Source organism: Niallia sp. FSL R7-0271, from assembly GCF_038005785.1.
Classification (GTDB): domain Bacteria; phylum Bacillota; class Bacilli; order Bacillales; family Cytobacillaceae; genus Niallia.
In genome coordinates this window covers 3,379,261-3,401,001 of sequence record NZ_JBBOTZ010000001.1, presented here as the reverse complement: position 1 = coordinate 3,401,001, position 21,741 = coordinate 3,379,261, and the positions used below count along the sequence as shown (strand labels likewise).

Below are 21,741 nucleotides of genomic sequence, written 5' to 3'. Positions count from 1 at the left end.
ATGGTTAGATTATTTACTGGAGAACAAGAAAAATTCCTTAGGGATAATACTTGGGGTAAATCTAATCAAGAATTAGCTGAATTAATCAACTTGCTGGAGATAGAGTATGTATATCTTGTGGGGCAGAATGGGCAGATGCAAAAGTTTTAGTTAAAGATGATGAATAAAAAAAGACAGGATTTCTCCCATCTCTTAATTAATCAGCAAATTAATTATACCACTAAATGGGGGGAGTCATGTTGAATCAATTGTCCTTTGTGCTTCCTGAAATAGATAGAAAAGCCACACAATTAGCTGTGGAAGGCGAATTAGAGAAATATCGACTATTTAAGTACTTGGAGTTTGAGGAAAGAGAAGCGAGCATTACAGCTAGTTCAGAACCAAGATACCATGGTCCAACTAATGAAACGAGTGACCAGACTTCTAACATTGCTACATACAACGCAGATCAACAAGCATATAGAAAAAACTTTTGTAATCGAGTAGAAAGAGCTGTAGCAAGGTTGCCTAAGATGGAACGATTTCTAATTGAGGAACGTTATATGACGAATGAATCGGAGTATTTAACAGACCACAATGTATATTGCTTTAAGTTCCAACCACCAATTAGCCATGTAACGTATAACAAAATACGTTGGAAAGCTTTTTATCGGTTAGCACTTAACTTAAATATCGCTGTAACAAAAGACGAGTAGCTTTCAATTTATTTTAAAAATTATAGAAAAATTATTTAACAAAGCTTTAAGATATTAGGTTTTACACATGTTATATTTATATCATCAAGAAAATATTTAAAAGAACAATATGTGATGGCGGAATAGGTAGACGCTTAGAATGTTTTAAACACATTCGACAATTCGGTAAGGTTAACTTTGCTTTTGCCCACTCAAATATCTGTTACTTAGAGGCGCAACCGAATGAGATGTTAACTATGTAAGGTGCAAATCCTTACTCACATATTGATTATTAAAAAGGAAACGTTCCTAGCTTTATAGGAGCGTTTTTCTATGTTTGTGACTATTTAGTCGAAAGATTAAATAAAACGCGAAATACGCCAATTCTGGCAGTCTGACAGACTAATAAGAAGGTGATGATATGAAACTTAAAGATCATCTTAAAACAGAACAATTAAAGCAGCTTGGAAAGATGGGGAAGAAAAAGAAAAGAAAGAAACAGCAGCCTAAGGAAGAAAAGGTTGATTGGATTAACATTATGGGCATGGACAGGGGTAGATATAGTCGTGGCCGTGGTGGAGCTATTAGAAGAAAGTAATGTCGCTATTTGACGAAATATAAAGATTGTCCACTTATTTCCTTTCTCTGATAATTAGGAGGAAAGGGGAGATTAAATGAGCGATAATATTTTCAAAGGAATAAAATTAAATGTTAAACCTATTGTACCACCAACCTTTGAACCACCAACTATTAGTCCAGAACTAGAAGCAGCATTGGAAGAGCAGTGGGAAGAAAAGGAGTTGGAAAAACAAAGAGTGATAGATTATCAGAATGAGTCTTTGGAATTGTTGAGAAGCATTAATGAAAATACAAAAGGTTTAGATGTTGTTGTTGAATTACTCAAAACAAATAATAAACAACAGGAAGAAGTATTAGGATTGATCACCGAGATACTTGCTATTAGTACAGGTGATACAGAGGAAGTTGTTGAAAGTAAATATAGAAGTGTTATGAATAAAATAACATCAACAGTTGAAGATGTAGAAACCATACAAACTCTATTAGGATTCGCAAAAACAATATACTTTTTAGCAACTAACAGTTAGGCACCTATTTTAGGTGTCTTTTTATTTTTGAGAAAGAAGGAGTGTATCAAAATGAAATTAACTAAACAACATTTAACTAATACTTTTAAGGGAGCACGTGAAAATGGTGCTTCTTTTGTTTTTGTAGGAATAGAAGCAGAAGGAATCCAAGAAGTAATTGCAGTTCCGAAAGTATCTTTTGATGCTAAAGAAAAGTTCTATAACAATGCATACAGTGATGAACTTGTCCATGTTATGAATAGCAAAGTAAAAGTGTTTGGTCTCACGTATGGAGAAGCCGAATCTATAACTGAATTGGTTTAATGATTTCAATTGGAGAAAGAAGGGTGAAGAAAATGAAAGTTAATCTAGGACTTGATTCTGAAGCAGCAATCAAAGAATTTACTCGTAATGTTTCTGAAATTATAAGTAAACATTTAACTGTTGATGGAGTGAAGAAAGTACCTCTTCTAAGTATTGAACTGGATGAAGAGAATGGAGTACCAAAAGTATTCTACAAAGGTGAAGAGATTAAACTCAAACGAGAGATATCATTTCATTGGGAATCAACTACTGACTATAATGTTGGTGGACTAACATATTTGATTGAACATGTTGAACCTGGTTGCATCGTTAACAGAATAGAGCGTAGAGTGAAAGGTCACGCGTGTGACTGAATATAAAACCAAGGAACAAAAGAGTAAGTTCTATAAGTCGAGAAGTTGGGAGTCTCTGAGGTTAAAAGCTTTAGAACGTGATAACTATGAATGTGTATGGTGTCGAGATGAAGGAAAGGTCACAACTAAAGAGCATGTTACGTTGGAGGTCGACCATATTGCAGAAATAGAAACCAATCCGGAGTTAGCAGAGGAACTAAATAACTTGCGTACTTTATGTAAACATCACCATAATTTACGGCATAATCGATTTGGTTTTAATAAGATGCCTAATAAATGGGCAAAGGATGAACGGTGGTAGTGAACGTAAAAAGTCACCATAATAAATGGTGACTTTTCCTTTGCCGTTAAGGCTTTGAAATTTTTTAGGACCGCAGTTGAGTTGTACTCAAAGGGCATTATTTATTATACTTCTCAATTACTTCTTTGATAGCTTGTTCGACTAATCTCGCTTGAGGTATCATTGTTTCTTCTGAAATCTTTTTTAGTTGTTCAATTAGCTCTTCATCGAGAGTAAACGTAATTCTTTTTTTCATTAGGTTTCCTCCTAGCAATAATAAGATAATAACATACTTATATTGTAAGTGCAATACTTTTATTGTACAATATATATATGGTTAAGTATTGCATTGGAGATGAGGTAAATGCCATTAACATTAGAACAAAAGGAACAAATTAAAAAATTACGATTAAGTGGTAATGGCTATGTTGCTATAGCTAATGAGTTGAAAGTAAAAAGAGATCAAGTAAGGAGCTTTTGTAGATTAAATAATTTAGATGGAGAAAGAGGAAAAAGAAATACAAAGGAAAAGATTTTTTTAATTACCTGTAACAATTGCGGAAACACAAAAAGGATGAATAGTACTAAAGCCAAGTTTTGCAGTGACAGTTGTAGGAGAAAATACAACGGGAAACATCGAGGGCATGACCAAACATGTAAGCAATGTGGAAAAGTATTTAAAGAGTATATAAAACGCAGCCATTGTTCTATTGAATGCAGAACGAAACATGAATTAGAGCAACGAAAAGAACGAAATCTTTTGAGCGATATGAATCGAAAAGATAAAGAGATTGTTAGATTAGTAAACACTCTTAATCTTATAAGTAGCAGGATTAGGTTTTGTTCCTATTGTGGTAATCAATACATACTCAAAAAGAATGAAACTGGTTTTAAATATTGTAGCGAAGAGTGCAAGTGTGAGGGTTATAAAAAGAACAGAAGAATTAACAATAGAAAACGAAGAATCAATAAAGATAAACGTCTGAATAAGAATGGGAAAATAAATTATTCAATTACATTGGATAAGTTATACGAAAGAGACAAAGGTGTTTGTCATCTCTGTAATGAATATGTTGATTACAATGACTTTATTGTTACTAATGAAGATTACTTCATTGCCGGAAATCGCTACCCATCTATTGACCATGTGATTCCAATTGCTAACGGAGGATTACATCAATGGGACAACGTGAAGTTAGCGCATAGGCAATGTAATTCCATTAAACAAGATAAAGTCATTGAATCGTGAAAAAGATATAGCCCCCCATCTCAGGATGGAGGGTTTATTTTGTTGGCGGGGACCGGTAGGAGGCCCTAACCGTCTAAAAATATTTAAAAAACAAGTCCTTCACATTAGGGGTGTAGGGGGGAGGGGGTAGTATGGATAAAATAAACCTAGATGAATTAAGAAAGCAATTATTATTACGAATTGATAATGATGATTTGCTGGAAGTAAAAAAAATAAATGATTTAATTCGGCTACATGAATTAGATGCAGAATGTGATACAGTGATTGATCGCGATGGAGTAAGTATAACTATTGAAAATGGGAAGCAAAAATTCATAAAGAGCCATCCCAGTATGAATGAGAAAATGAAAATAAATGCTCAGAAGATTGCTCTTGAGAAATCCATTAAATTTAAACTGAAAACACCGCCTGCTCCTCCTCCTGCACCAACTGTGGATGGCCAACAAAAGCGTGGTAGTTTAATTTGATTACTTATAGCTACGTTGAAGAGTATATTCGCCAGTGGAGAAATGGCGATATCACTTTAAACAAAAGACGTATTAAGTTAATTGAGTTGATTGAACGTGACATACTTACTTCTGAGGATATGTATTTTGATGAGGAACAAATCGAAAGCTATATTCAGTTCACAGAAAAGTATTATTTCCCACTTACATTGACACAGAAATTTAAAACCTGTTTTATCTTTTTGTATTACAATGATGGTTCTTTAGTATTTGATGAACATTTAGATTACGAAGGTCGCGGCGGTGGGAAAACAGGTCGTATTTCTACACTAGCGAATTATTTCATTAGTGAGCTACATGGTATAAATAATTACAATGTATCTGTTGTTGCAAACAGTGAAAAGCAAGCGAAGATGTCATTTACAGAAGTGTTTAACACGATTGATAAAGATGACAGATTGAAATCTCACTTTCGCCATAAGAAGGCTTTAATTGAATCTAGAATCACGAAATCTGAGTTTCAATATCATACTTCTAATGCAAATACCAAAGATGGATTGCGTGATGGTTGTGTAATTTTTGAAGAAATTCACCAGTATGAAAACTCGTCCACAGTTGATGTCTTTACATCGGGTCTAGGTAAGGTGCGGAATCCAAGAATATTTTATGTCGGTTCGGATGGATATGTCCGCGAAGGATTCTTGGATAAGTTATTAGAAAGAGCGGATAATCTGTTAAATGGATCAGTAAGTATTCGTGACGATGGATTATTTCCTTTCATGTGTTGTTTGGATGAAGAGGAAGAAATGCATAATAAAGAAATGTGGCAAAAGGCAAATTCGCAATTTCATCCACCATTAACGAGTTATGCAAAAACACTGTTAAGAACGGTAGTGAAACAGTATAACAAATTGGAACATAATCCTGATGGTTATGAAGAGTTTGTTACAAAACGGATGAATTTGCCAAAAGTGGATTTGGAAAAGAGTGTAACGTCTTGGTCGAAAATCAAAGCAACTAATCAATCATATAATTTAGATGAGTTAAAAAAACGTGAATGTATTGGGTCATTAGACTATGCTTCAGTTCGAGACTTTGTATCAGCGGGATTGTTTTTTAAAAAGAATGACATTCTCTTTATACCTAAGGAATTAACTCACTCATATGTATGCAAGCCATTTGCTGATAAACATTATGCCTATAGCAAGAATAAGTCTGAGAATAATAATAAGAAAGACCATCGGAAATTCGCTCCAATTCGTGAGTGGGAAAATGATGGTCTTTTGACTGTCTTAGACATTGAGACTATGGATCCGCATTTAGTAGTTAGGTGGTTTGTAACAAAACGAGAAGAGGGTTGGAACATTAAAAAAATTATCGGAGATAACTTCAAGATGGATGTTCTTAAACCAATCTTTGAGGAATGTGGTTTTGAGGTTGAAGTTATACGAAATCCAGATGCTGCTAGTGGGTTATTAGCTCCACGGATAGAAATTGCTTTTGAAAATGAGCAAGTTGTTTTCGGGGATAATCCATTAATGCGTTGGTATATAAACAATGTACTTGTTAAGCGGCTTCCTAACGGTAACAAAGTATATCGTAAAAAAGAAGAAGTTAAACGGAAAACGGATGGTTTTATGATGTTTCTATATGCAGTGTGGGCTTCAAGAGATTTAGAGGATTACGATGTTTCAGATGCATTAGACGTTTTAAGTGCATTGAACTTTTAGGGAGGGGGTGATTATGTAAATGGGTTGGATAAGTAATGTATTAAAGCGTAATAGCGAATTGGAATGGCTATATGATTTGGACTTTGCAAATGAAACCACTCACCGCGCCTATTTAAAAAAGATGGCGTTAGAAACATGTATAAATTTTATTGGCAGAACCATTAGTCAATCTGAGTTTAGGTTCATGAAAAATAAAAAGCGCGAGTTTAATAATTGGGATTATCTATTAAATGTTAGACCTAATACTGATCAAAGTGCTGCAGACTTCTGGCAGAAATTTATCCATACATTGATTTATGAAAATGAAGTATTAGTAATAAAGACTGATACGGATGATTTTTTGATTGCGGATAGTTTTTATCGTGAAGAATATGCTGTTTTTCCAGACAAGTTTAGTGATGTAACAGTCAAAGATTATACATTTCAACGGTCATTTAACATGGATGAGGTTATTTACATTACTTACAATAATGAAAAATTAACTAAATATATGGATGCAATGTTTGATGATTATGCTAATTTGTTTAGCAGAATGTTAGAAGTCAGCCTTCGGAAAAACCAAATCCGTGGAACTGTGGGGGTTGATGCAACACAGGCACTGGATGAGGACAAACAAACTAAACTACAGAATTTTATCGATAAACTTTTTAGTTCTTTTAAAAATAACTCAGTTGCCTTGGTTCCAAAGTTGAAGGGTTTTGATTATAACGAAGTCTATAGCGGAGAGAATAACGGTCAATCTGTGGAGGAACTAACAAAGTTAAAGAGATCTTTAATTGACGATGTTTCAAATATTTTAGGTATACCCAATGCTTTAATTCATGGAGACCTAGCTGAATATGAAACAAGTATAAAAGCATATGTAAGATTTTGCATTGGCCCTTTTCTAAAGAAAATTAAAAACGAACTTAATGCGAAGTTATTAGAAAAAGACGACTATCTCAAGGGAGACAGAGTTGAAGTATTTGGACTTACAGAAAGAGACGTAATTGAGCAAGCGGAAGCAGTTGATAAGCTTGTTGCTTCTGGCGCATTCAATAGAAATGAGGTGAGGGAGTTGTTTGGTATGGAACGTTCAGATAATCCTGAACTAGACGAGTTTGTTATTACGAAAAATTACCAAGGCATAGGTGCAGTTGAAGGAGGTGAGAAAGAATGAAACATAAAATAAAGGGAGACATTATCAGTTGGAATTCCAGTATTTATGATTTCAATTATAAAATGAGATCCATTAAAGAAGACGAGGATATCGAGCTTGAAATTAACAGTTATGGTGGAGATGTCTTTATGGGCATTGATATTATGAACACTCTTCGGGGACATAAAGGCAACGTTACTGTAACAATTACTGGAATTGCTGCTAGTGCTGCATCCGTAATTGTAATGGGTGCCGATGTTATTCGCGCTTACAGCAACACTCAATTAATGCTGCATAACGCTTGGACTTATGCTATGGGTAATGCAAAGAAGCTAAGAAAAGTAGCTGACGATTTAGAAAGTATAAATGAGTCTGTATTAGCTTCTTATACCCACAGAATTGACGCCAGCACAGCGAAAAAGTTATTGGATAATGAAACATACCTGTCAGCAACAAAAGCTCTAGAAAGTGGCTTAATTGATGAAATTGTGGACTCTGTTCCCGAAGAGGTAGAATCAACCATCTTCGAGAATAAAGCCAAGGAATTCAATAATAAGATTGTGGTTTTACAAGGGAATCAAAACCCACAATCAACATCAGCATTAACTGATGAACAAATGCAAAAAATTATTGATTCAGTAACAAATAATTTAAAAGCGAATATTGAACCACCATCAAATGAACCCCCGATTCCTGCAGTTGCGCAGAAACGTAAAGGGTTCATTTTTTAATTAATTGAAACTGGGAGGAATAAAAGAATGCCAATTAAATTAAACAATCATACTGAGGGTTATGAAAATGCAAAACAGAAATATGCAGAGGTTGTGAAGAATGAAGCTTCTACACCAGAGCAAATTGAAACAGCATGGAATGAAATGCAGGCGGAGCTAGTAAATTCCCTGAAAAACCAAATTACTGCTCAAATCTCTATTGAAAATGCGGATCGTAGTGTATTGGCAGCTCGTGGAGCAAATGTTTTAACATCCACAGAAATCAAGTTCTTTAATGAAGTTGTTCAGTCAGATGGATTCACTTCTGATGTTATTTTGCCAGAAACAACGGTAGACCGAATTTTTGAGGATTTAACTACAGATCATCCATTATTGGCAGAAATTAACCTGCAAAACGCTGGTCTTCTTACTCGTATTATTAAATCAGAAACAGAAGGTGCTGCTGTTTGGGGTAAAGTCTTTGGAGAAATCAAAGGCCAGCTAGATGCAACATTTACTGAAGAAAATATTTCACAATCCAAACTAACTGCGTTTGTTGTACTTCCAAAAGACCTGGAGAAGTTTGGCCCAGCGTGGGTTGAAGCTTATGTTCGCGCTCAAATTAAAGAAACATTTGCAGTTGCTTTGGAAAAAGCCTTTATTAATGGTGCAGGTCCGGCTAAAGATGAACCAATTGGTTTAATTAGGGATTTAGAAGCTTCAGTTAGTCCAACAGAAGGACATGCTAAAAAATCCATTAAAGACACTTTAACTTTTGCTACTCCAGAGGTAACGGTAAAAGAATTATCAGCACTTATGAAAAACCTATCAACAAAATCAAATGGTAAAGCAGTTAATGTTACTGGAAAAGTGGTGTTGGTTGTAAACCCTGTTGACGCTTGGGATGTAAAAGCACTATACACATTCTTAAATGCAAATGGAGTATACGTAACAGTGCTGCCATTTAACTTGCGTATTGTGGAATCTGTCTTCCAAACTCAAGGTGAATTACTGGCTTTTGTAAACAGCCGTTATGATGCATATACAGGCGGCGGAGTTGAAATTAAAAAATTCGACCAAACATTAGCTATAGAAGATTGCAACCTTTTCACAGCAAAGCAATTTGCATTTGGAAAAGCTGATGACAATAAAGCAGCAGCTATTTATACATTGAATGTAGCTACAACAGAACCTGCAGGAGCATAAGGGGTTGATTTGATTGGGGCTGGAAGTCAAGGAAGAACTACTCCAAGAATTTAAAGACAGAATGCATATTACAAATAGCATGGAGGACAGCAACCTAAAAAGATTGTTGTCCTTTTCTGTTTCAGCCATTAAAAATAGCTGTGGTGAATTTGATATTTACGGAAATGAGGAGACGGACAATAGAGCAAAGGAGTTAGTTTTTGAACGAACCAGATATGTCTATAACGATGCTTTGGAGTATTTCGAGAACAACTTTCTAAGTCAAATAACCGGTCTTGCACTTTCTCTTATACCGGAGGAGAGTGATCCAGATGCAGCCGTTTAAATACACACCACCTCGTGCTAATACCGGTGATTTACGTACACCAATAAGGTTTTATCAATATGCTCCCAATAATGGCCCAGAGCCAGGAGAGGGAGAAGACAAACTTTTATATACAGCTTGGGCAAAAGTGGATAATGTGTGGATGAAAGATTTAGAGCTTGCTAAGTCGAATGGTACTTTATCTGATCTAACCATTACTATCCGTAATCCACAGGCTGGTTACATCCCTACCAATAAGCATTATATGGATATTGATGCCCCTGAATATGTAGGGAAACGATACAACGTTAAACAAGTACAGCCTGACTTGCAGAACACTGGGTTCATAACGATTGTAGGTGAACTTAATGGGAGTTAGTGTTACAGGGAATAGCCAACTTGAAAGGGAATTGATGAGACGACTTGGTTCACAAAGGACACAACAAATTGTGGATAGAGCCTTATTGGCTGGCGCAAATGTATTTGTTAGGGAACTAAAACAACAATTCGAGACTTTTAAAGATACTGGTGAATCCATTGAGGAAATAACGATATCTCAGCCTATGACAGTTGGTGGAGCAAGGACAGTTAAAATCCATTGGAAGGGACCGAAGGGGAGATATAGGATAATCCATTTGAATGAATGGGGAACAGTAAAAAATCCAAATACGCGAGGAAAAGGTGCCATTGCAAGAGCGATGAGGAATGCAGAGAATGCATACCGAGAAACAGTAAAACGAGAATTGAGGCGAGGTCTCTAATGGATGTCCTAGCTAAAATTTATAACGCTCTTATTGCAGATGCATTCATTGCTGAACAAGCATCTAGAAGGATTAAGTATTACGAGTATCCAGAGAGCGGGAATGTAGAAGAACCCTATATTATTATTGATCCACTAGACGTTCCTGAGCCATCTGATTTCGCTGATGACACATGGCTAACATATGATTGTCTTTATCAAATTGAGGTTTGGACAAAAAACAGGACAACCACTAGACAAATAGGAGAACGAGTTCATCAAGTTCTGTGGAAGCTTGGTTTTAGACAGAATGGTGGACTATCTGAATATGATTCAGGAATTTTCCGTGAAGCCAGACGTTTCCGTGGAAAGTTATACAGAGAAGATTTTGACACAATTGCAGTGTCAGTTTCACTAAATAAAGAGGAGTGATTAATTTGGCAGAAGAAAAAAGCTATCGTTCATCTACCGGTGTTGACGAATTTTATTATGGAGAAGTAGGCGATGGTATTGTAGCGTCATATATCGAAAGAGTAAAATTCTTACAAAATATCAGTGTTGAAATGCCACAGGAAATACAAAAAGCATATGGAGATAATAAAACAGCCGAAATGGCAGTTTCAAGTGGTGATATCACTGTTACAGCAGCCTTCCATAGAATTCCAACTGAGGATAAGCAACGAATTTTGGGCTTGGAGGTAGTTGATGGACTGACATCTATGGGAAGTGAAGATTATTCACCATATGTGGCTGTTGTATTCGCCAAGACATTTGAAGATGGATCTCGTGAGTATGTTGGTTTACCAAAAGGGATATTTACACGCCCTAACATTGAAGGGCAAACAAAAGAAGATAGTGCAGAATTTACTTCCGAAGAAATCGAAGCTCAATTTATGGATCGTGAAGTTACTGGTTTCACAAAAGAGAAATCTGTTATTTTTGCAACAGATAAAAAAGGTTCTACAACAAATCGTGATGCTTTGTTTATGAAAATTTTTGGCAAAGCATATCCAACTGAAACAACAGTACCGGAAGGAGCGTAATGTAAATGGCTAGATCTAAAAAAGAAGAAGTAAAAGATTACTTGGAAATACAGCAGGCAGAAGAACCAAAGGAAACTACAAACAATGAGTTAGTTGAAGAAATCAAAGAGGAGGAAAAACCTAAAAAGGGATATGTAGTTGTCCATGACTTTAGAGATTTAAAGGACAATAACACGATTTATATAAAAGGTGATATTTATCCAAGACGAGCTGATGCTGTTGTGGAAGAAGACAGAATCAATGAATTAGCATCAACTAAAAATAATATTAGGAAAGTACTTATTAAAGAGCAGGATTAATTCCTGTTCTTTTTATTTTGGAGGGATACTAAATGGCAAATTTAAAGCGAAATATGATTGAGCTAGTCAAAGAAGTTAAAGAAGGGGAATTAGTAACAGAAAAGTTCCTTACTCCTGTATTTATCCCTTTCTCTGTTGTATATGAAGCTATTGATATGACAGAGGAAATTGATAAGAGTGAAAAAGAAAAAACGGCAACTTCAGAGAAAGAATTATTTGATAAGTTATTAAACTTTGTTGCTACAAGAATTTATAACAATCAATTTACCAAAGAGCAGCTGTTTAATGGTCTTCATGCGCCAGACGCTATCCAAACACTACAAGAACAAATTATGTTTGTAGCAGAAGGAAGGCAGACAGATGAAACAAAAAAGTTCTTGGCGAAGAAACGTTAACGGATGAGGACTTTTCACCAGCCAAGCAAAAAGAATATATGGACACACTCGTCCTTGATTTGATAAAGGATGGAAAAGATATCAACGAAGTTTTGAATATGCCATTTCATTTTATGTTGGAGTTATTAGCTGAGAAGAATAAACCAAAACAAACAAAATCCTTAATTGCCGCATTTGGAGGTTAAGGATTTTTCGTATTTTTAAGAAGGGAGGTAAAATATGGAACGTATTGAAGGTTTAACGATTGGTCTTGACCTTGAAACCACTGCCCTAAATAGGGGATTAACAGGTTTAAGGGATAGATTAAGGACAGTAGCTAGTGAAATGAGAGCAAACCTTTCAGCCTTCGACCGAGGAGATCGTTCTATTGCATCTTATGAAACTCGAATTAATGGTTTAAATCGAAGATTAGAAGTGCAGAGAGAAGTTACAAGATCTGCTCGACAAGAATACGAAAGAATGGTTCAGGAGCATGGAGAAGGCTCAAGGCAAGCCGAAAGAGCAGCAAGGTCTTACAACAATGAAGTGGCCAACTTAAATAACCTAAGTAGACAACTAATTAATACACGGGAAGAGCTAGTGAATCTTAGAGAAGAACAAAGGATAGCTACTTCCAATTGGACTATAATGGGTGAGGCTATTGGTGAAACTGGAACACGCTTAACAAAAGTCGGGGATAAGATGAAGTCAATTGGCCAATCCCTTACTATGCATATTACTGCACCACTTGCAGGAATAGGTGTAGTAGCTGCAAAAACATCCATTGAGTTCGAAGCGCAAATGTCACGAGTTGGAGCAATATCAGGCGCAACCTCAGAACAGATGGAACAATTAAAACAATCAGCTTTAGACTTAGGTGCCTCCACAAGCAAATCAGCTAGTGAAATTGCTGTAGGACAAGAAAATTTAGCTGCAATGGGTTTCACTGTGAATGAAATCCTAGGAGCGATGCCTGGTGTTATATCTGCAGCTGAGGCATCCGGTTCAGATATGGCTCAAACATCAGATGTTATGGCAGCTGCATTAAATATATTCGGATTAGAGGCTTCTGAAGCAACAAGAGTTGCTGATATCTTAGCTCAAACAGCAAATCAATCGGCTGCGGATATAACAGACATGCAATATGCCTTAAAGTATGCAGGACCACCTGCAGAAGCTTTAGGTGTTAGTCTAGAGGAACTTTCTGCATCAGTAGGTATTATGACTGACGCAGGAATGGAAGGTGAACAGGCTGGTACAACTTTACGAGCTGCACTCCTTTCGCTATTGAGTCCATCAGAAGAAAACAGCAAAATGATGGACAAGATGGGGATTGCTGTTACAGATGCTAATAACGATTTTGTCGGCTTATCTAACCTTGTAAAAAACTTATCTGAGTCCATGGAAGGTCAAACAGACACGCAAAAGGCTGCTACACTAGCAAGTTTAGTTGGAACTGAAGCTGTTTCTGGAATGCTTTCGTTAATGAAAGCAGGACCAAAGGAAATCGATAAAATGACCAAGTCTTTAGAAAATAGTGAAGGAGCATCTGCAAAAGCAGCTGCTCAAATGAAGGATAACTTAAAAGGAGCATTAGACGAACTAGGTGGAGCTTTCGAAACTGCTGGAATTACTATTGGTAGTATACTAACTCCTTATATAAAGAGTTTAGCAGGAATAATTCAAGGATTAGTTCAACGCTTCCTTGATGCATCACCAGCTGTTCAAAAAATGACTGTAGGTATTGCTGCATTTGCAGCTGCAATTGGTCCATTACTGCTAATAGGTGGAGGGTTAATTGGTTTCTTAGGCAATGCAGCCACTGGACTTGCTACACTATTTCCTAAGATTGCTCAAGCAGGAGGCTTGTTGAAGTGGTTGAAATTAGGGTTCTCTGCTTTGATGGGTCCTATAGGTATAGCAATAGGAGTACTAACCTTATTAGGTACAGGGTTTGTATTGTTATATAAAAACTCGGAAACTTTTAGGAACGGAGTACAGAATTTACTATTAAAGCTTAAGGAACTAGCACAGAGTGCATTGACAGCTTTACAACCAGCTATTCAAGCAGTTGTCGGTTTCTTTAAAGAACAATTAGCACTTATCCAACAATTTTGGCAAGAAAACGGTACTGTTATTATGGCAGCACTAACTAATATAGGTAATTTTATTAAAAATACTTTTAATAACGTCATTCTCCCTGTAATCCAATTTGTAATGCCGTTAATTTTTTCGATTATAAAAACAATCTGGAACAATATTAAAGGGGTAATATCTGGAGCACTAAATATCATCATGGGAGCAATTAAGGTTTTCGCAGGTCTTTTTACTGGAGATTTCTCGAAAATGTGGGAAGGTATCAAGCAAGTTTTTAAAGGTGCCGTTGAATTTGTGTGGAATTTTGTGCAGCTTACCTTCTTTGGAAAGTTGTTAAAAGGGGTAGGTGGCTTTGTAAAATCATTTGGTTCTAGTTTAAAAGGCGGCTGGGACAATGCCATTGGTGGAATAAAAACTTTTGCAGGAAATGCGAAATCCTGGATAAGAGGATTGAAAGATGATGCATTAGCAAGATTTGATGAATTGGTTGCTGGTGCTAAAGCTTTACCAGGAAAGATGGGTGCTGGAATAAAAAGCATGGCAGGTAAAGCTGCAGATGGTGTTAAAGAATTGGCTAATAAAATGGCTTCCACACTCGGAAAAGGTGTTAATGGAATCATCACCGGCGTTAACTGGGTTCTAGATAAATTAGGTGTAAGTAAGAAGCTTAAGGAATGGGAAGTTCCTCAGTATGCCAATGGCACAAGTGGGCATCCTGGAGGGCTAGCTGTTGTAGGTGATGGTAAGGGTTCAAATGCTGGAAGCGAACTTATTAAAACACCTGATGGAAAACAATTTCTATCTCCTTCTAGTCCATCATTGGTGAATTTGCCAAAAGGAACTGAAGTTATTCCAGCGAGCATAACTAAGCAATTGATCCCGCATTATGCTTGGGGAACTATTGGAAAAGCTTATAAAAAAGTTAAAGATACAGCTTTAAACATTTGGGATTATGCTACAAATCCTAGCAAGCTATTGTCTAAAGCACTTGAAAATTTAGGGGTCAATGCTCCAAACGGAACCAGTTTAACAGCTAGTTTGGCTAAAGGCGGATTCAACAAAGTAAAAAGTGGTGCCGTTGATTACCTTAAAGACAAACTAAAGAATGCTTTTAGTTTTGGAAAAGGGACAAGTGCAGATGTTAAGAAGTGGGTCAGCGAAGCAATCGGTATTGCTGGCGTACCTTCTAGTTGGTCAGGACCACTTGCAACAATTGCGATGAAAGAATCGGGTGGTAATCCTAACGCGATAAACTTATGGGATAGTAACGCCAAAGCTGGCATTCCATCAAAAGGACTAATGCAGACCATTGAACCAACATTCAACGCATACAAGAAAAGTGGGCACGGTAATATCCTAAACCCTGTAGATAATATTTTAGCTGCTATCGGCTACATTAAGGCTCGATATGGCGATGTAATGAATGTGCCAGGTATTAAATCAATGGCAAGTGGTGGAGCCTATAAAGGTTATGCCACAGGTGGATTAATCAAATCATCTGGACTTTATCGATTAGCAGAGGAAGGCTGGCCAGAATTCGTTATTCCTACTGATCCACGAAGAAGAACAGATGCTATGAAGCTTTTAGCGTTAGCTGGAAAAGAAATTCAAGGGAATAAACGTCCTAGTCAATTGCCGAATGTAGGTGGCAGCAACAGCGGAGATTCCGAAATGAAACAATTACTAAATGCTATGGTACAACAAAATGAATATCTGCAAAAAGCAAATGAACTGTTAATGGCTTTATTGCAGAAAAACACAAATATCTTCTTAGGAAGACAAAAGGTTGGTTCAGAAATGGACCAAGAGCAAGCATTACGAACACTGATGGAAGAAAGGGGGGTGCTTTACTGATGTTTTATGGGATTGAATTTGATGGTAAACACAGCTATAAAGATTTTGGTTTAACTATTTCTAATCAAAACATCGGAAACCCATCAAAAGTAAAGATTCAGGAAAGCATACCTTTCTCAAATGTTAAGTATGATTTTAGCGAAATCTATGGTGAGCAAGGATATGATGAGCGTACTTTGTCTTATACATTTAACGTTGCCTACCGAGATAAGGCTCCAGACTTTTATATATATCAAACGGAAGTACTAAGATGGCTTATGACACCAAATAGAAAAACAGTATTAAAGGATGATCGAATTCCTGGATATTATTTTTTGGCTGAAGTGGTGACAGGTCCAGATAATGAGTTCAAGTTTGTTGGTGGTTCATTAACAGTCAATTTTACTGCATACCCATTTAAAATTGCTGAGATGAGAGAAGGAAACGATATATGGGATACCTTCAATTTCTTATTAGATTATGCACAAGATACAAACTTCAATGTTGTAGGGGTATTGGAAACGAACCTTTATAATGCGGGAGTCAAGAAGGTTTATCCTAAAATAATCGCATCTTCTGAAATGCAGATTGTATTAGGTAACAGGACATACACAATTCCATCTGGAACAACTGAGTCATATGATTTTTCCTTAATACCGGGAGAAAATAAAATCAAAATTCTTGGTACAGGCTCAATTTCCTTTGAGTTTTATAAGGAGTTGATTTAATGTACAAAGTTACAATCATTAATGATGGAGAAGAGACGGTTATACATCATCCAGACTTTAATGGAATCAAAGCTGTAACGGGTGATGTGAGAATTGGAATAAACGCTGCTTCTGGTTTTACATTTAGCATTCTACCAAATAATCCAGGATACAACCTTATACGCCCACTCAAAACTTTGATTAATGTCCAGAATGTGAAAACTGGAAATATGGAGTTTGAGGGGCGTATTGTTATGCCTACAGAGACCATGAGTGATGCTGGTGTATTTGCAAAGAGTTTTATTTGCGAGGGAGAACTAAGTTATTTTAATGATTCTGTGCAACGTTTTACTAGGTTGTCCACAAATCCAACTGCACGAACTATACTTGCGAGGATACTTATGAACCATAATCGCTATGTAGCAAGTGACGCATATGATAAGACCTTCCAATTAGGGAACGTAACTGTAGAAGATTCAACTGTAGCTTTAAATTCTTTTATTGAATACGACGGTACTTTAGAAACGATAAAAACAAAATTATTGGATTTATTGGGTGGAGAATTACAGATAAGAAAGGAAAACGGTGTTCGTTACTTAGATTACGTAGATAGAATTGGCGAAACAAAACCAACAGAAATAAGGTTAGCAAAGAATTTGAAAAGTATTCAAAAGGAAGTTGACCCTTCAACTGTCATAACAAGATTAGTCCCACTTGGTAAGGCGAGAGAATCTACTGACGCTGATTCAGAGGACAGCCAGCCTCGAGTAACAATTGCAGAAGTTAATGATGGATTAGAATACATCGAGGACTCAAAAGCAAAGGAAGCTTTTAGCATTATTGTTAAAACTCAAGTATGGGACGATGTTGAAGTTCCAGAGGTACTGATGGCAAGGGGAAAGAGTTTTCTAAATAAAAACAACCGGGTACAAACGAAGTATTCAATAACAGCATTAGATCTAGCTTTAATAAATTTAGATGCAGATAGTTTTGAAGTAGGGAATTACTATCCAGTAATAAACCCTGTAATGGGGATTAATGAGTCTTTAAGAGTTATAGAAAAGAACATCAACATCATTAATCCAAATCAAAACAGTTTAACAATTGGGGATACCTTTAAGACGGCATCTAAATATTTAAGTGATGCCAAAAAGTCGCAAAAAACCATACAGCAGTTAACCAATACTATTAGCCAGCAGAGCACGCAAATAAGTACAATATCAAATGATTTGTCCACAACAAAACAGGAATTATCCACAACTAAGCAAACATTAGAAAGTTACCAGAGTACAACAGGAACTAATTTATCTGAGGTAAGTAATCAAGTATCATCCTTGCTTGGTGTTGTGGAGGACTTACAACAAGCGATAACAGCTATCGAAAGTGTTGTTTCTGTGGAACAAATCCAATTAATGCAGCAAGGTATTAGCAATAATGCTAACGGTATAACAACTATAAATGAGCAATTGGTTATCATTAATCAAGCTCTTGAAGAATTAAATCAACGAGTAACTAACTTAGAAAGCCCACCAACGGAAGGAGAAACTGTTTAATGGCCGATACTATTTATGATGAAATTATAAAATATGCAACTTTAGTAAAATATGCACAATACGGAAGCGAAGTCAGAGAAGCCATTGCAAAATCGTTAGAATTAAGCGGGAAAATTTCCGAAGAAGCTATAACTGTAATCAATGAATTGATAACAAAGAATCCTCAACCCTCAGAAATTGTGGATGCACGTATAAATTATAAAGGAGTACCATTCGATACTCTGAGAAAATTATTAATAGCAGAACAATTAAAGGTGGTAGGTATAATGGAACAATTAGATGGAACTGCCAAAATAAATGAACTAACTTCCCCACAATATTTAGCGCACAAGGGGAGTTCTTTTTTATATCCAGAGAATACATTAGAAGCTTTCAAAATGAGCAAAATGAATGGTTCTTTGTTTATTGAATTAGATATTAGGCAAGACAGATCTGGAGCTTTGTGTGTACTTCATGATGAAGATGTAATACGAGTTACCGGCATTAATCATAAGGGTTCAGACAAGATTAAGTATCTAAACACTCCGTATGTACGGTCAATGAAAGTGGAAGGATTGCTTCCTAATTACCCAGCACAACCTATCCCTTATTTGGAAGAAGTTTTTCAGACATTCGGAAATAAAATAAATTATGCGATCGAATCGAAAGACAGAAGAAGTGCAGCTGCCATTGCAGATTTAGCTGAAGCATATAAACTGCAGGACCATGTGCTTATACAGTCCTTTAATCAGGCAGAACTTATTGCAATAAAGGATAGGGGATTTGAATTATTGTTACTAAGCGATAACGTATCTGACCCAGCAACTTTATTGGCAAATAACATTGAATATGTTGGCTGCAGTACAAACGTTTCAGATTTGTATATTAACTTATTGAAAAATGCAGGTATTAAGGTATTTGTTTACACAGTAAATCATCAGTACTTAGTTAAGAAATATTTAGATTTAGGGGTATTCGGTATCTTTAGTGATGATCCTTTTTACATTTCGAATAACTATCCAACAAGGGAGGATGCTCCCTTTTCGGAAATAGTATTCAGCAGTGGTTTTATTCCTCACTATAATTCTTATAGGGGAGGATTTACAGGCGATCATAAATGGGGATTCCTAGAACAAAGTGAAGATAGAGACTTTGTTTTACAGGGGTGGACAGGTGAATTGCCAGATTCCTTCACATTAACATTCAATGCAAGCTTTATTGAACGTAATAACGGATGGGGTAGTCTTGCAATCTGTACACCTATTGATTACTTCGATGACAACAAATCAAACTTATCAAACGGTTATCATCTTTTGTTCAGTCCTGCAGGTATATACATTTATAAGATTGTGGGTGGAGCAAGTACTAAATTGGCAAGTTCATCAAATATTGACAATATGACTGATGGAGCTACTAAATATTTCACCGTTATTGTAAATGCTACATCAATTACATTTAAAACTAATGATGCAACCATTACGGTTAATGATTCACAATTCCGTAATGGTTTTTTACATTTCGGCAGAAAATGGGGAACAGTTTCCTTCCAAAATGTTCTGATTTCATAAGAAAGGTGAGGGGAATATGGCTGAATTATATGATTTTTACTCAGGTGTAGATGAAATACATTTATTTAGGCGGGCTAATACACCAGAGGACCCGTTTATCCCAATTACACAGGAACTAACAGTCAAATACAACAAAGTGAAATTACTTGAAATACCTGATTATGGTACGAAAGTATCTATAGAAAGTAAGGACGGTCAAGTTTTAAAAGAAGTGGATATTACTGATCTAACTAAGCTAGCTGAAAATGAATATCGAGTTAATTATTCAACTGGCGATATAGCGTTATTCAGTCCTTTTTTAGGGCTCTTTTTTATTACCTTTAAGGAGGTGAATCCGTTTGTATATAGAGATAAAAGGGGGATGGGAAAATGCCAACACAGGAGGTAACACCATTGGAAAAACAAGTTGAAAATCATGAGGAAAGGATAAAGGTTCTCGAGGAACGCCAAAAAGAACAGGAGAAATTGAACCAAGACATCAGAAATAAACTAACTGAGACGGAAAACACAGTATTAAAAGAGTCTGGAAAGCAACAAGAAATGACCCAAAAGCTTTTAGACCATGTTTTAAAGAATGATACTTTCTCACGTAAATCAGCTGACAGTAGAAAACGATACACTCAACAACAAATATGGAAGTTCCTCGGAATCCTAGCCGGTAGTGGTGGGGTTCTTTATTTATTATTTGAAAACATTTTTAAATAGGAGTGGTTATGTTGGATAAAGGTACGTTAATTAGAACTATCGTTTTATTTATAGCTTTGGTAAACCAATTCTTAGTGAGTTTTGGTCTTTACGAAATACCTGGAACGAGTGAAGACTGGACAATTTTCCTGACAAATGGATTCACTGTTGCCACTGCTGCTATTGCATGGTTTAAAAACAACTATGTGACAGCTAAAGGTAAACAACAAAAAGAAGTGCTCAAAGTAAACAATTTAACAAACGCAAAATGAGGTGCCTTCCACAAGGTGCCTTTTTTATTTGGAGGTGACAGCAGTGTTAAAGAAAATCAAATGGTTCTTCAGCAAGGTTGATCCAAAAGAGCAAGACATTTTATTAAACGAAAAATACTAAGGAGGAATTAATAATGAGTGTTGAAATCTTAAAAGAGAAAGCAATTAAACGAATGGGCGCAGGCATGAAAGCTCTTGTCCTAACTAAAGTATTAGAAATTATCGAACAGGCTTATAAAGAGGGTATCTATGTTTTAATTACCGATGGGTACCGTTCTAAAGCTGAACAGGATGCTTTATATGCACAAGGTAGAACGAAGCCAGGAAAGATTGTAACCAATGCTAAAGGTGGTCAATCTAATCACAACTTCGGTATTGCTGTTGATTTCTGCTTGACGAATGAAAAAGGGACAATTGCTAATTATACTGTTAATAGCAATTGGAGACGTGTGGCTGCCATTGCGAAATCAAAAGGTTTTGAATGGGGTGGAGACTGGAAAGGATTTGTGGATAATCCACACCTTGAATACACAGGCAAGATTACTGTGGAGCCAGAAGAAACGAAGGTTGAGTCTGTCATTGTAACTACGCCAAATAAGCCGGACACAGATGGAGATACGAATATCAAGAAGCTACAAACCTTCCTAAATGGGTACACAAAGAAAGCGAACTTCACTAAGCTTGTTGTGGATGGATATAAGGGTCCTAAAACAAAGACAGCTGCTATTCGAGTGTTCCAGTACTTTTCTGATGTAACTATTGATGGGGTATTCGGTAAGAAATCGAAAGCAGCTGCTCCAACACTTAAAAAGGGAACTACATGGAGCAAGTGGACAAGGCTTATTCAAGGAATGCTTTACTATAATGGCTTTAATCCTCAAGGGATTGATGGAGTATTCGGCAATGACACTTTAGCTGCAGTGAAGGCTTTCCAGAAAGCAAATGGTCTTGTTGCCGATGGAATTGTTGGTCCTGCAACCTTTGTTAAGTTTTTTGAATAAAATATATTTTTTGAAGCAAAATGATTATGAAGGTCATGCTCCTTCTCTCTAACTGCCTTACTCTTCGGAGTAGGGCCTTTTTTTATGTTATAA

At 36.3% G+C, this 21,741-nt stretch carries 30 protein-coding genes; 29 read left to right on the top strand and 1 reads right to left on the bottom strand.

Annotated features, from left to right (window positions below):
• The 7 genes from MKX82_RS17395 (at position 1) to MKX82_RS17365 (ending at position 2,737) form a co-directional block, all read left to right on the top strand.
• The gene (locus tag MKX82_RS17395; protein WP_251645183.1) at positions 1 to 150 is read left to right on the top strand and encodes a hypothetical protein; all 150 of its coding nucleotides are present in this window, start codon (positions 1 to 3) and stop codon (positions 148 to 150) included.
• A gap of 86 nt (positions 151 to 236) precedes the next feature.
• Entirely contained in the window at positions 237 to 695 is a 459-nt protein-coding gene (locus MKX82_RS17390) for an ArpU family phage packaging/lysis transcriptional regulator (RefSeq protein ID WP_251645185.1), read from the top strand.
• Between the two features lie 400 nt (positions 696 to 1,095).
• A complete protein-coding gene (locus MKX82_RS17385; protein WP_251645187.1) occupies positions 1,096 to 1,272 on the top strand; it encodes a hypothetical protein in 177 nt (58 codons plus the stop codon).
• A gap of 76 nt (positions 1,273 to 1,348) precedes the next feature.
• Positions 1,349 to 1,780, top strand: coding sequence for a hypothetical protein (locus tag MKX82_RS17380; protein ID WP_251645189.1), 432 nt, complete (start codon positions 1,349 to 1,351; stop codon positions 1,778 to 1,780).
• 51 nt (positions 1,781 to 1,831) lie between these two features.
• Complete coding sequence (locus MKX82_RS17375) at positions 1,832 to 2,083, top strand: hypothetical protein (RefSeq protein ID WP_251645190.1); 252 nt, start codon at positions 1,832 to 1,834, stop codon at positions 2,081 to 2,083.
• Positions 2,083 to 2,436 (top strand): hypothetical protein, encoded by a 354-nt coding sequence (locus MKX82_RS17370; RefSeq protein ID WP_341078790.1) that lies wholly within the window; start codon positions 2,083 to 2,085, stop codon positions 2,434 to 2,436. Before MKX82_RS17375 ends, MKX82_RS17370 begins: the two co-directional genes overlap by 1 nt.
• On the top strand, positions 2,429 to 2,737 hold the full coding sequence (locus tag MKX82_RS17365; RefSeq protein WP_251645206.1) for an HNH endonuclease: 309 nt from the start codon (positions 2,429 to 2,431) through the stop codon (positions 2,735 to 2,737). Before MKX82_RS17370 ends, MKX82_RS17365 begins: the two co-directional genes overlap by 8 nt.
• 97 nt (positions 2,738 to 2,834) lie before the next feature.
• Here MKX82_RS17365 and MKX82_RS17360 read toward each other — a convergent pair whose 3' ends face one another.
• The gene (locus tag MKX82_RS17360; RefSeq protein ID WP_251645208.1) at positions 2,835 to 2,972 is read right to left on the bottom strand and encodes a ribbon-helix-helix domain-containing protein; all 138 of its coding nucleotides are present in this window, start codon (positions 2,970 to 2,972) and stop codon (positions 2,835 to 2,837) included.
• Between the two features lie 108 nt (positions 2,973 to 3,080).
• Between MKX82_RS17360 and MKX82_RS17355 the strand changes: the two genes are divergently transcribed.
• The 22 genes from MKX82_RS17355 to MKX82_RS17250 all read left to right on the top strand — a co-directional run bounded on the left by MKX82_RS17355 (position 3,081) and on the right by MKX82_RS17250 (position 21,648).
• Positions 3,081 to 3,965 carry an HNH endonuclease gene (locus MKX82_RS17355; RefSeq protein WP_251645210.1) on the top strand — a complete coding sequence of 295 codons (885 nt, stop codon included), beginning with the start codon at positions 3,081 to 3,083 and terminating at the stop codon, positions 3,963 to 3,965.
• 131 nt (positions 3,966 to 4,096) lie between these two features.
• Positions 4,097 to 4,432, top strand: coding sequence for a terminase (locus MKX82_RS17350; protein WP_251645212.1), 336 nt, complete (start codon positions 4,097 to 4,099; stop codon positions 4,430 to 4,432).
• A complete protein-coding gene (locus MKX82_RS17345) occupies positions 4,429 to 6,141 on the top strand; it encodes a terminase TerL endonuclease subunit (protein ID WP_251645214.1) in 1,713 nt (570 codons plus the stop codon). Before MKX82_RS17350 ends, MKX82_RS17345 begins: the two co-directional genes overlap by 4 nt.
• Before the next feature lie 19 nt (positions 6,142 to 6,160).
• The gene (locus tag MKX82_RS17340; protein ID WP_251645216.1) at positions 6,161 to 7,300 is read left to right on the top strand and encodes a phage portal protein; all 1,140 of its coding nucleotides are present in this window, start codon (positions 6,161 to 6,163) and stop codon (positions 7,298 to 7,300) included.
• Positions 7,297 to 8,010, top strand: a complete 714-nt coding sequence (locus MKX82_RS17335; RefSeq protein WP_251645218.1) for a head maturation protease, ClpP-related — start codon at positions 7,297 to 7,299, stop codon at positions 8,008 to 8,010. The genes MKX82_RS17340 and MKX82_RS17335 overlap by 4 nt, the downstream gene beginning before the upstream one ends.
• Positions 8,011 to 8,037: 27 nt before the next feature.
• The gene (locus MKX82_RS17330) at positions 8,038 to 9,195 is read left to right on the top strand and encodes a phage major capsid protein (protein WP_251645220.1); all 1,158 of its coding nucleotides are present in this window, start codon (positions 8,038 to 8,040) and stop codon (positions 9,193 to 9,195) included.
• A 19-nt stretch (positions 9,196 to 9,214) separates the two neighbouring features.
• The gene (locus tag MKX82_RS17325) at positions 9,215 to 9,520 is read left to right on the top strand and encodes a phage gp6-like head-tail connector protein (RefSeq protein WP_396953796.1); all 306 of its coding nucleotides are present in this window, start codon (positions 9,215 to 9,217) and stop codon (positions 9,518 to 9,520) included.
• Positions 9,507 to 9,878, top strand: coding sequence for a phage head-tail adapter protein (locus MKX82_RS17320; RefSeq protein WP_251645222.1), 372 nt, complete (start codon positions 9,507 to 9,509; stop codon positions 9,876 to 9,878). The genes MKX82_RS17325 and MKX82_RS17320 overlap by 14 nt, the downstream gene beginning before the upstream one ends.
• Positions 9,868 to 10,260 (top strand): hypothetical protein, encoded by a 393-nt coding sequence (locus tag MKX82_RS17315; protein WP_251645224.1) that lies wholly within the window; start codon positions 9,868 to 9,870, stop codon positions 10,258 to 10,260. The genes MKX82_RS17320 and MKX82_RS17315 overlap by 11 nt, the downstream gene beginning before the upstream one ends.
• Positions 10,260 to 10,670: a hypothetical protein gene (locus MKX82_RS17310; protein WP_251645226.1), complete on the top strand. Its 411-nt coding sequence runs from the start codon at positions 10,260 to 10,262 to the stop codon at positions 10,668 to 10,670. Before MKX82_RS17315 ends, MKX82_RS17310 begins: the two co-directional genes overlap by 1 nt.
• A 5-nt stretch (positions 10,671 to 10,675) precedes the next feature.
• Positions 10,676 to 11,281: a major tail protein gene (locus tag MKX82_RS17305; protein WP_251645229.1), complete on the top strand. Its 606-nt coding sequence runs from the start codon at positions 10,676 to 10,678 to the stop codon at positions 11,279 to 11,281.
• 5 nt (positions 11,282 to 11,286) lie between these two features.
• Positions 11,287 to 11,580, top strand: a complete 294-nt coding sequence (locus MKX82_RS17300) for a hypothetical protein (protein WP_251645231.1) — start codon at positions 11,287 to 11,289, stop codon at positions 11,578 to 11,580.
• A gap of 32 nt (positions 11,581 to 11,612) precedes the next feature.
• Entirely contained in the window at positions 11,613 to 11,975 is a 363-nt protein-coding gene (gene gpG / locus MKX82_RS17295) for a phage tail assembly chaperone G (RefSeq protein ID WP_251645233.1), read from the top strand.
• A 38-nt stretch (positions 11,976 to 12,013) separates the two neighbouring features.
• Positions 12,014 to 12,160, top strand: a complete 147-nt coding sequence (gene gpGT / locus MKX82_RS17290) for a phage tail assembly chaperone GT (RefSeq protein WP_275009152.1) — start codon at positions 12,014 to 12,016, stop codon at positions 12,158 to 12,160.
• Between the two features lie 34 nt (positions 12,161 to 12,194).
• A complete protein-coding gene (locus MKX82_RS17285; protein ID WP_341078771.1) occupies positions 12,195 to 15,905 on the top strand; it encodes a phage tail tape measure protein in 3,711 nt (1,236 codons plus the stop codon).
• Positions 15,905 to 16,612 carry a phage tail family protein gene (locus tag MKX82_RS17280; protein ID WP_251645243.1) on the top strand — a complete coding sequence of 236 codons (708 nt, stop codon included), beginning with the start codon at positions 15,905 to 15,907 and terminating at the stop codon, positions 16,610 to 16,612. Before MKX82_RS17285 ends, MKX82_RS17280 begins: the two co-directional genes overlap by 1 nt.
• The gene (locus tag MKX82_RS17275; protein WP_251645245.1) at positions 16,612 to 18,144 is read left to right on the top strand and encodes a phage tail spike protein; all 1,533 of its coding nucleotides are present in this window, start codon (positions 16,612 to 16,614) and stop codon (positions 18,142 to 18,144) included. The genes MKX82_RS17280 and MKX82_RS17275 overlap by 1 nt, the downstream gene beginning before the upstream one ends.
• Positions 18,144 to 19,691, top strand: coding sequence for a glycerophosphodiester phosphodiesterase (locus tag MKX82_RS17270; RefSeq protein ID WP_341078768.1), 1,548 nt, complete (start codon positions 18,144 to 18,146; stop codon positions 19,689 to 19,691). Before MKX82_RS17275 ends, MKX82_RS17270 begins: the two co-directional genes overlap by 1 nt.
• A gap of 16 nt (positions 19,692 to 19,707) precedes the next feature.
• A complete protein-coding gene (locus tag MKX82_RS17265; RefSeq protein WP_251645247.1) occupies positions 19,708 to 20,079 on the top strand; it encodes a hypothetical protein in 372 nt (123 codons plus the stop codon).
• 5 nt (positions 20,080 to 20,084) lie between these two features.
• Positions 20,085 to 20,396, top strand: a complete 312-nt coding sequence (locus MKX82_RS17260; RefSeq protein WP_251645249.1) for a hypothetical protein — start codon at positions 20,085 to 20,087, stop codon at positions 20,394 to 20,396.
• An 8-nt stretch (positions 20,397 to 20,404) separates the two neighbouring features.
• Positions 20,405 to 20,647 carry a phage holin gene (locus tag MKX82_RS17255; RefSeq protein WP_285854745.1) on the top strand — a complete coding sequence of 81 codons (243 nt, stop codon included), beginning with the start codon at positions 20,405 to 20,407 and terminating at the stop codon, positions 20,645 to 20,647.
• 134 nt (positions 20,648 to 20,781) lie between these two features.
• Positions 20,782 to 21,648, top strand: coding sequence for a peptidoglycan-binding protein (locus MKX82_RS17250; protein WP_285854746.1), 867 nt, complete (start codon positions 20,782 to 20,784; stop codon positions 21,646 to 21,648).
• Positions 21,649 to 21,741 lie beyond the last annotated feature (93 nt).

Bases quoted from the DNA above. Each gene is read 5' to 3' on its own strand.
- MKX82_RS17395 (WP_251645183.1), top strand. From the start codon at position 1: ATGGTTAGATTATTTACTGGAGAACAAGAAAAATTCCTTAGGGATAAT.
- MKX82_RS17390 (WP_251645185.1), top strand. From the start codon at position 237: ATGTTGAATCAATTGTCCTTTGTGCTTCCTGAAATAGATAGAAAAGCC.
- MKX82_RS17385 (WP_251645187.1), top strand. From the start codon at position 1,096: ATGAAACTTAAAGATCATCTTAAAACAGAACAATTAAAGCAGCTTGGA.
- MKX82_RS17380 (WP_251645189.1), top strand. From the start codon at position 1,349: ATGAGCGATAATATTTTCAAAGGAATAAAATTAAATGTTAAACCTATT.
- MKX82_RS17375 (WP_251645190.1), top strand. From the start codon at position 1,832: ATGAAATTAACTAAACAACATTTAACTAATACTTTTAAGGGAGCACGT.
- MKX82_RS17370 (WP_341078790.1), top strand. From the start codon at position 2,083: ATGATTTCAATTGGAGAAAGAAGGGTGAAGAAAATGAAAGTTAATCTA.
- MKX82_RS17360 (WP_251645208.1), bottom strand. From the start codon at position 2,972: ATGAAAAAAAGAATTACGTTTACTCTCGATGAAGAGCTAATTGAACAA.
- MKX82_RS17355 (WP_251645210.1), top strand. From the start codon at position 3,081: ATGCCATTAACATTAGAACAAAAGGAACAAATTAAAAAATTACGATTA.
- MKX82_RS17350 (WP_251645212.1), top strand. From the start codon at position 4,097: ATGGATAAAATAAACCTAGATGAATTAAGAAAGCAATTATTATTACGA.
- MKX82_RS17340 (WP_251645216.1), top strand. From the start codon at position 6,161: ATGGGTTGGATAAGTAATGTATTAAAGCGTAATAGCGAATTGGAATGG.
- MKX82_RS17335 (WP_251645218.1), top strand. From the start codon at position 7,297: ATGAAACATAAAATAAAGGGAGACATTATCAGTTGGAATTCCAGTATT.
- MKX82_RS17330 (WP_251645220.1), top strand. From the start codon at position 8,038: ATGCCAATTAAATTAAACAATCATACTGAGGGTTATGAAAATGCAAAA.
- MKX82_RS17320 (WP_251645222.1), top strand. From the start codon at position 9,507: ATGCAGCCGTTTAAATACACACCACCTCGTGCTAATACCGGTGATTTA.
- MKX82_RS17315 (WP_251645224.1), top strand. From the start codon at position 9,868: ATGGGAGTTAGTGTTACAGGGAATAGCCAACTTGAAAGGGAATTGATG.
- MKX82_RS17310 (WP_251645226.1), top strand. From the start codon at position 10,260: ATGGATGTCCTAGCTAAAATTTATAACGCTCTTATTGCAGATGCATTC.
- MKX82_RS17300 (WP_251645231.1), top strand. From the start codon at position 11,287: ATGGCTAGATCTAAAAAAGAAGAAGTAAAAGATTACTTGGAAATACAG.
- gpG (WP_251645233.1), top strand. From the start codon at position 11,613: ATGGCAAATTTAAAGCGAAATATGATTGAGCTAGTCAAAGAAGTTAAA.
- gpGT (WP_275009152.1), top strand. From the start codon at position 12,014: ATGGACACACTCGTCCTTGATTTGATAAAGGATGGAAAAGATATCAAC.
- MKX82_RS17285 (WP_341078771.1), top strand. From the start codon at position 12,195: ATGGAACGTATTGAAGGTTTAACGATTGGTCTTGACCTTGAAACCACT.
- MKX82_RS17280 (WP_251645243.1), top strand. From the start codon at position 15,905: ATGTTTTATGGGATTGAATTTGATGGTAAACACAGCTATAAAGATTTT.
- MKX82_RS17275 (WP_251645245.1), top strand. From the start codon at position 16,612: ATGTACAAAGTTACAATCATTAATGATGGAGAAGAGACGGTTATACAT.
- MKX82_RS17270 (WP_341078768.1), top strand. From the start codon at position 18,144: ATGGCCGATACTATTTATGATGAAATTATAAAATATGCAACTTTAGTA.
- MKX82_RS17265 (WP_251645247.1), top strand. From the start codon at position 19,708: ATGGCTGAATTATATGATTTTTACTCAGGTGTAGATGAAATACATTTA.
- MKX82_RS17255 (WP_285854745.1), top strand. From the start codon at position 20,405: ATGTTGGATAAAGGTACGTTAATTAGAACTATCGTTTTATTTATAGCT.
- MKX82_RS17250 (WP_285854746.1), top strand. From the start codon at position 20,782: ATGAGTGTTGAAATCTTAAAAGAGAAAGCAATTAAACGAATGGGCGCA.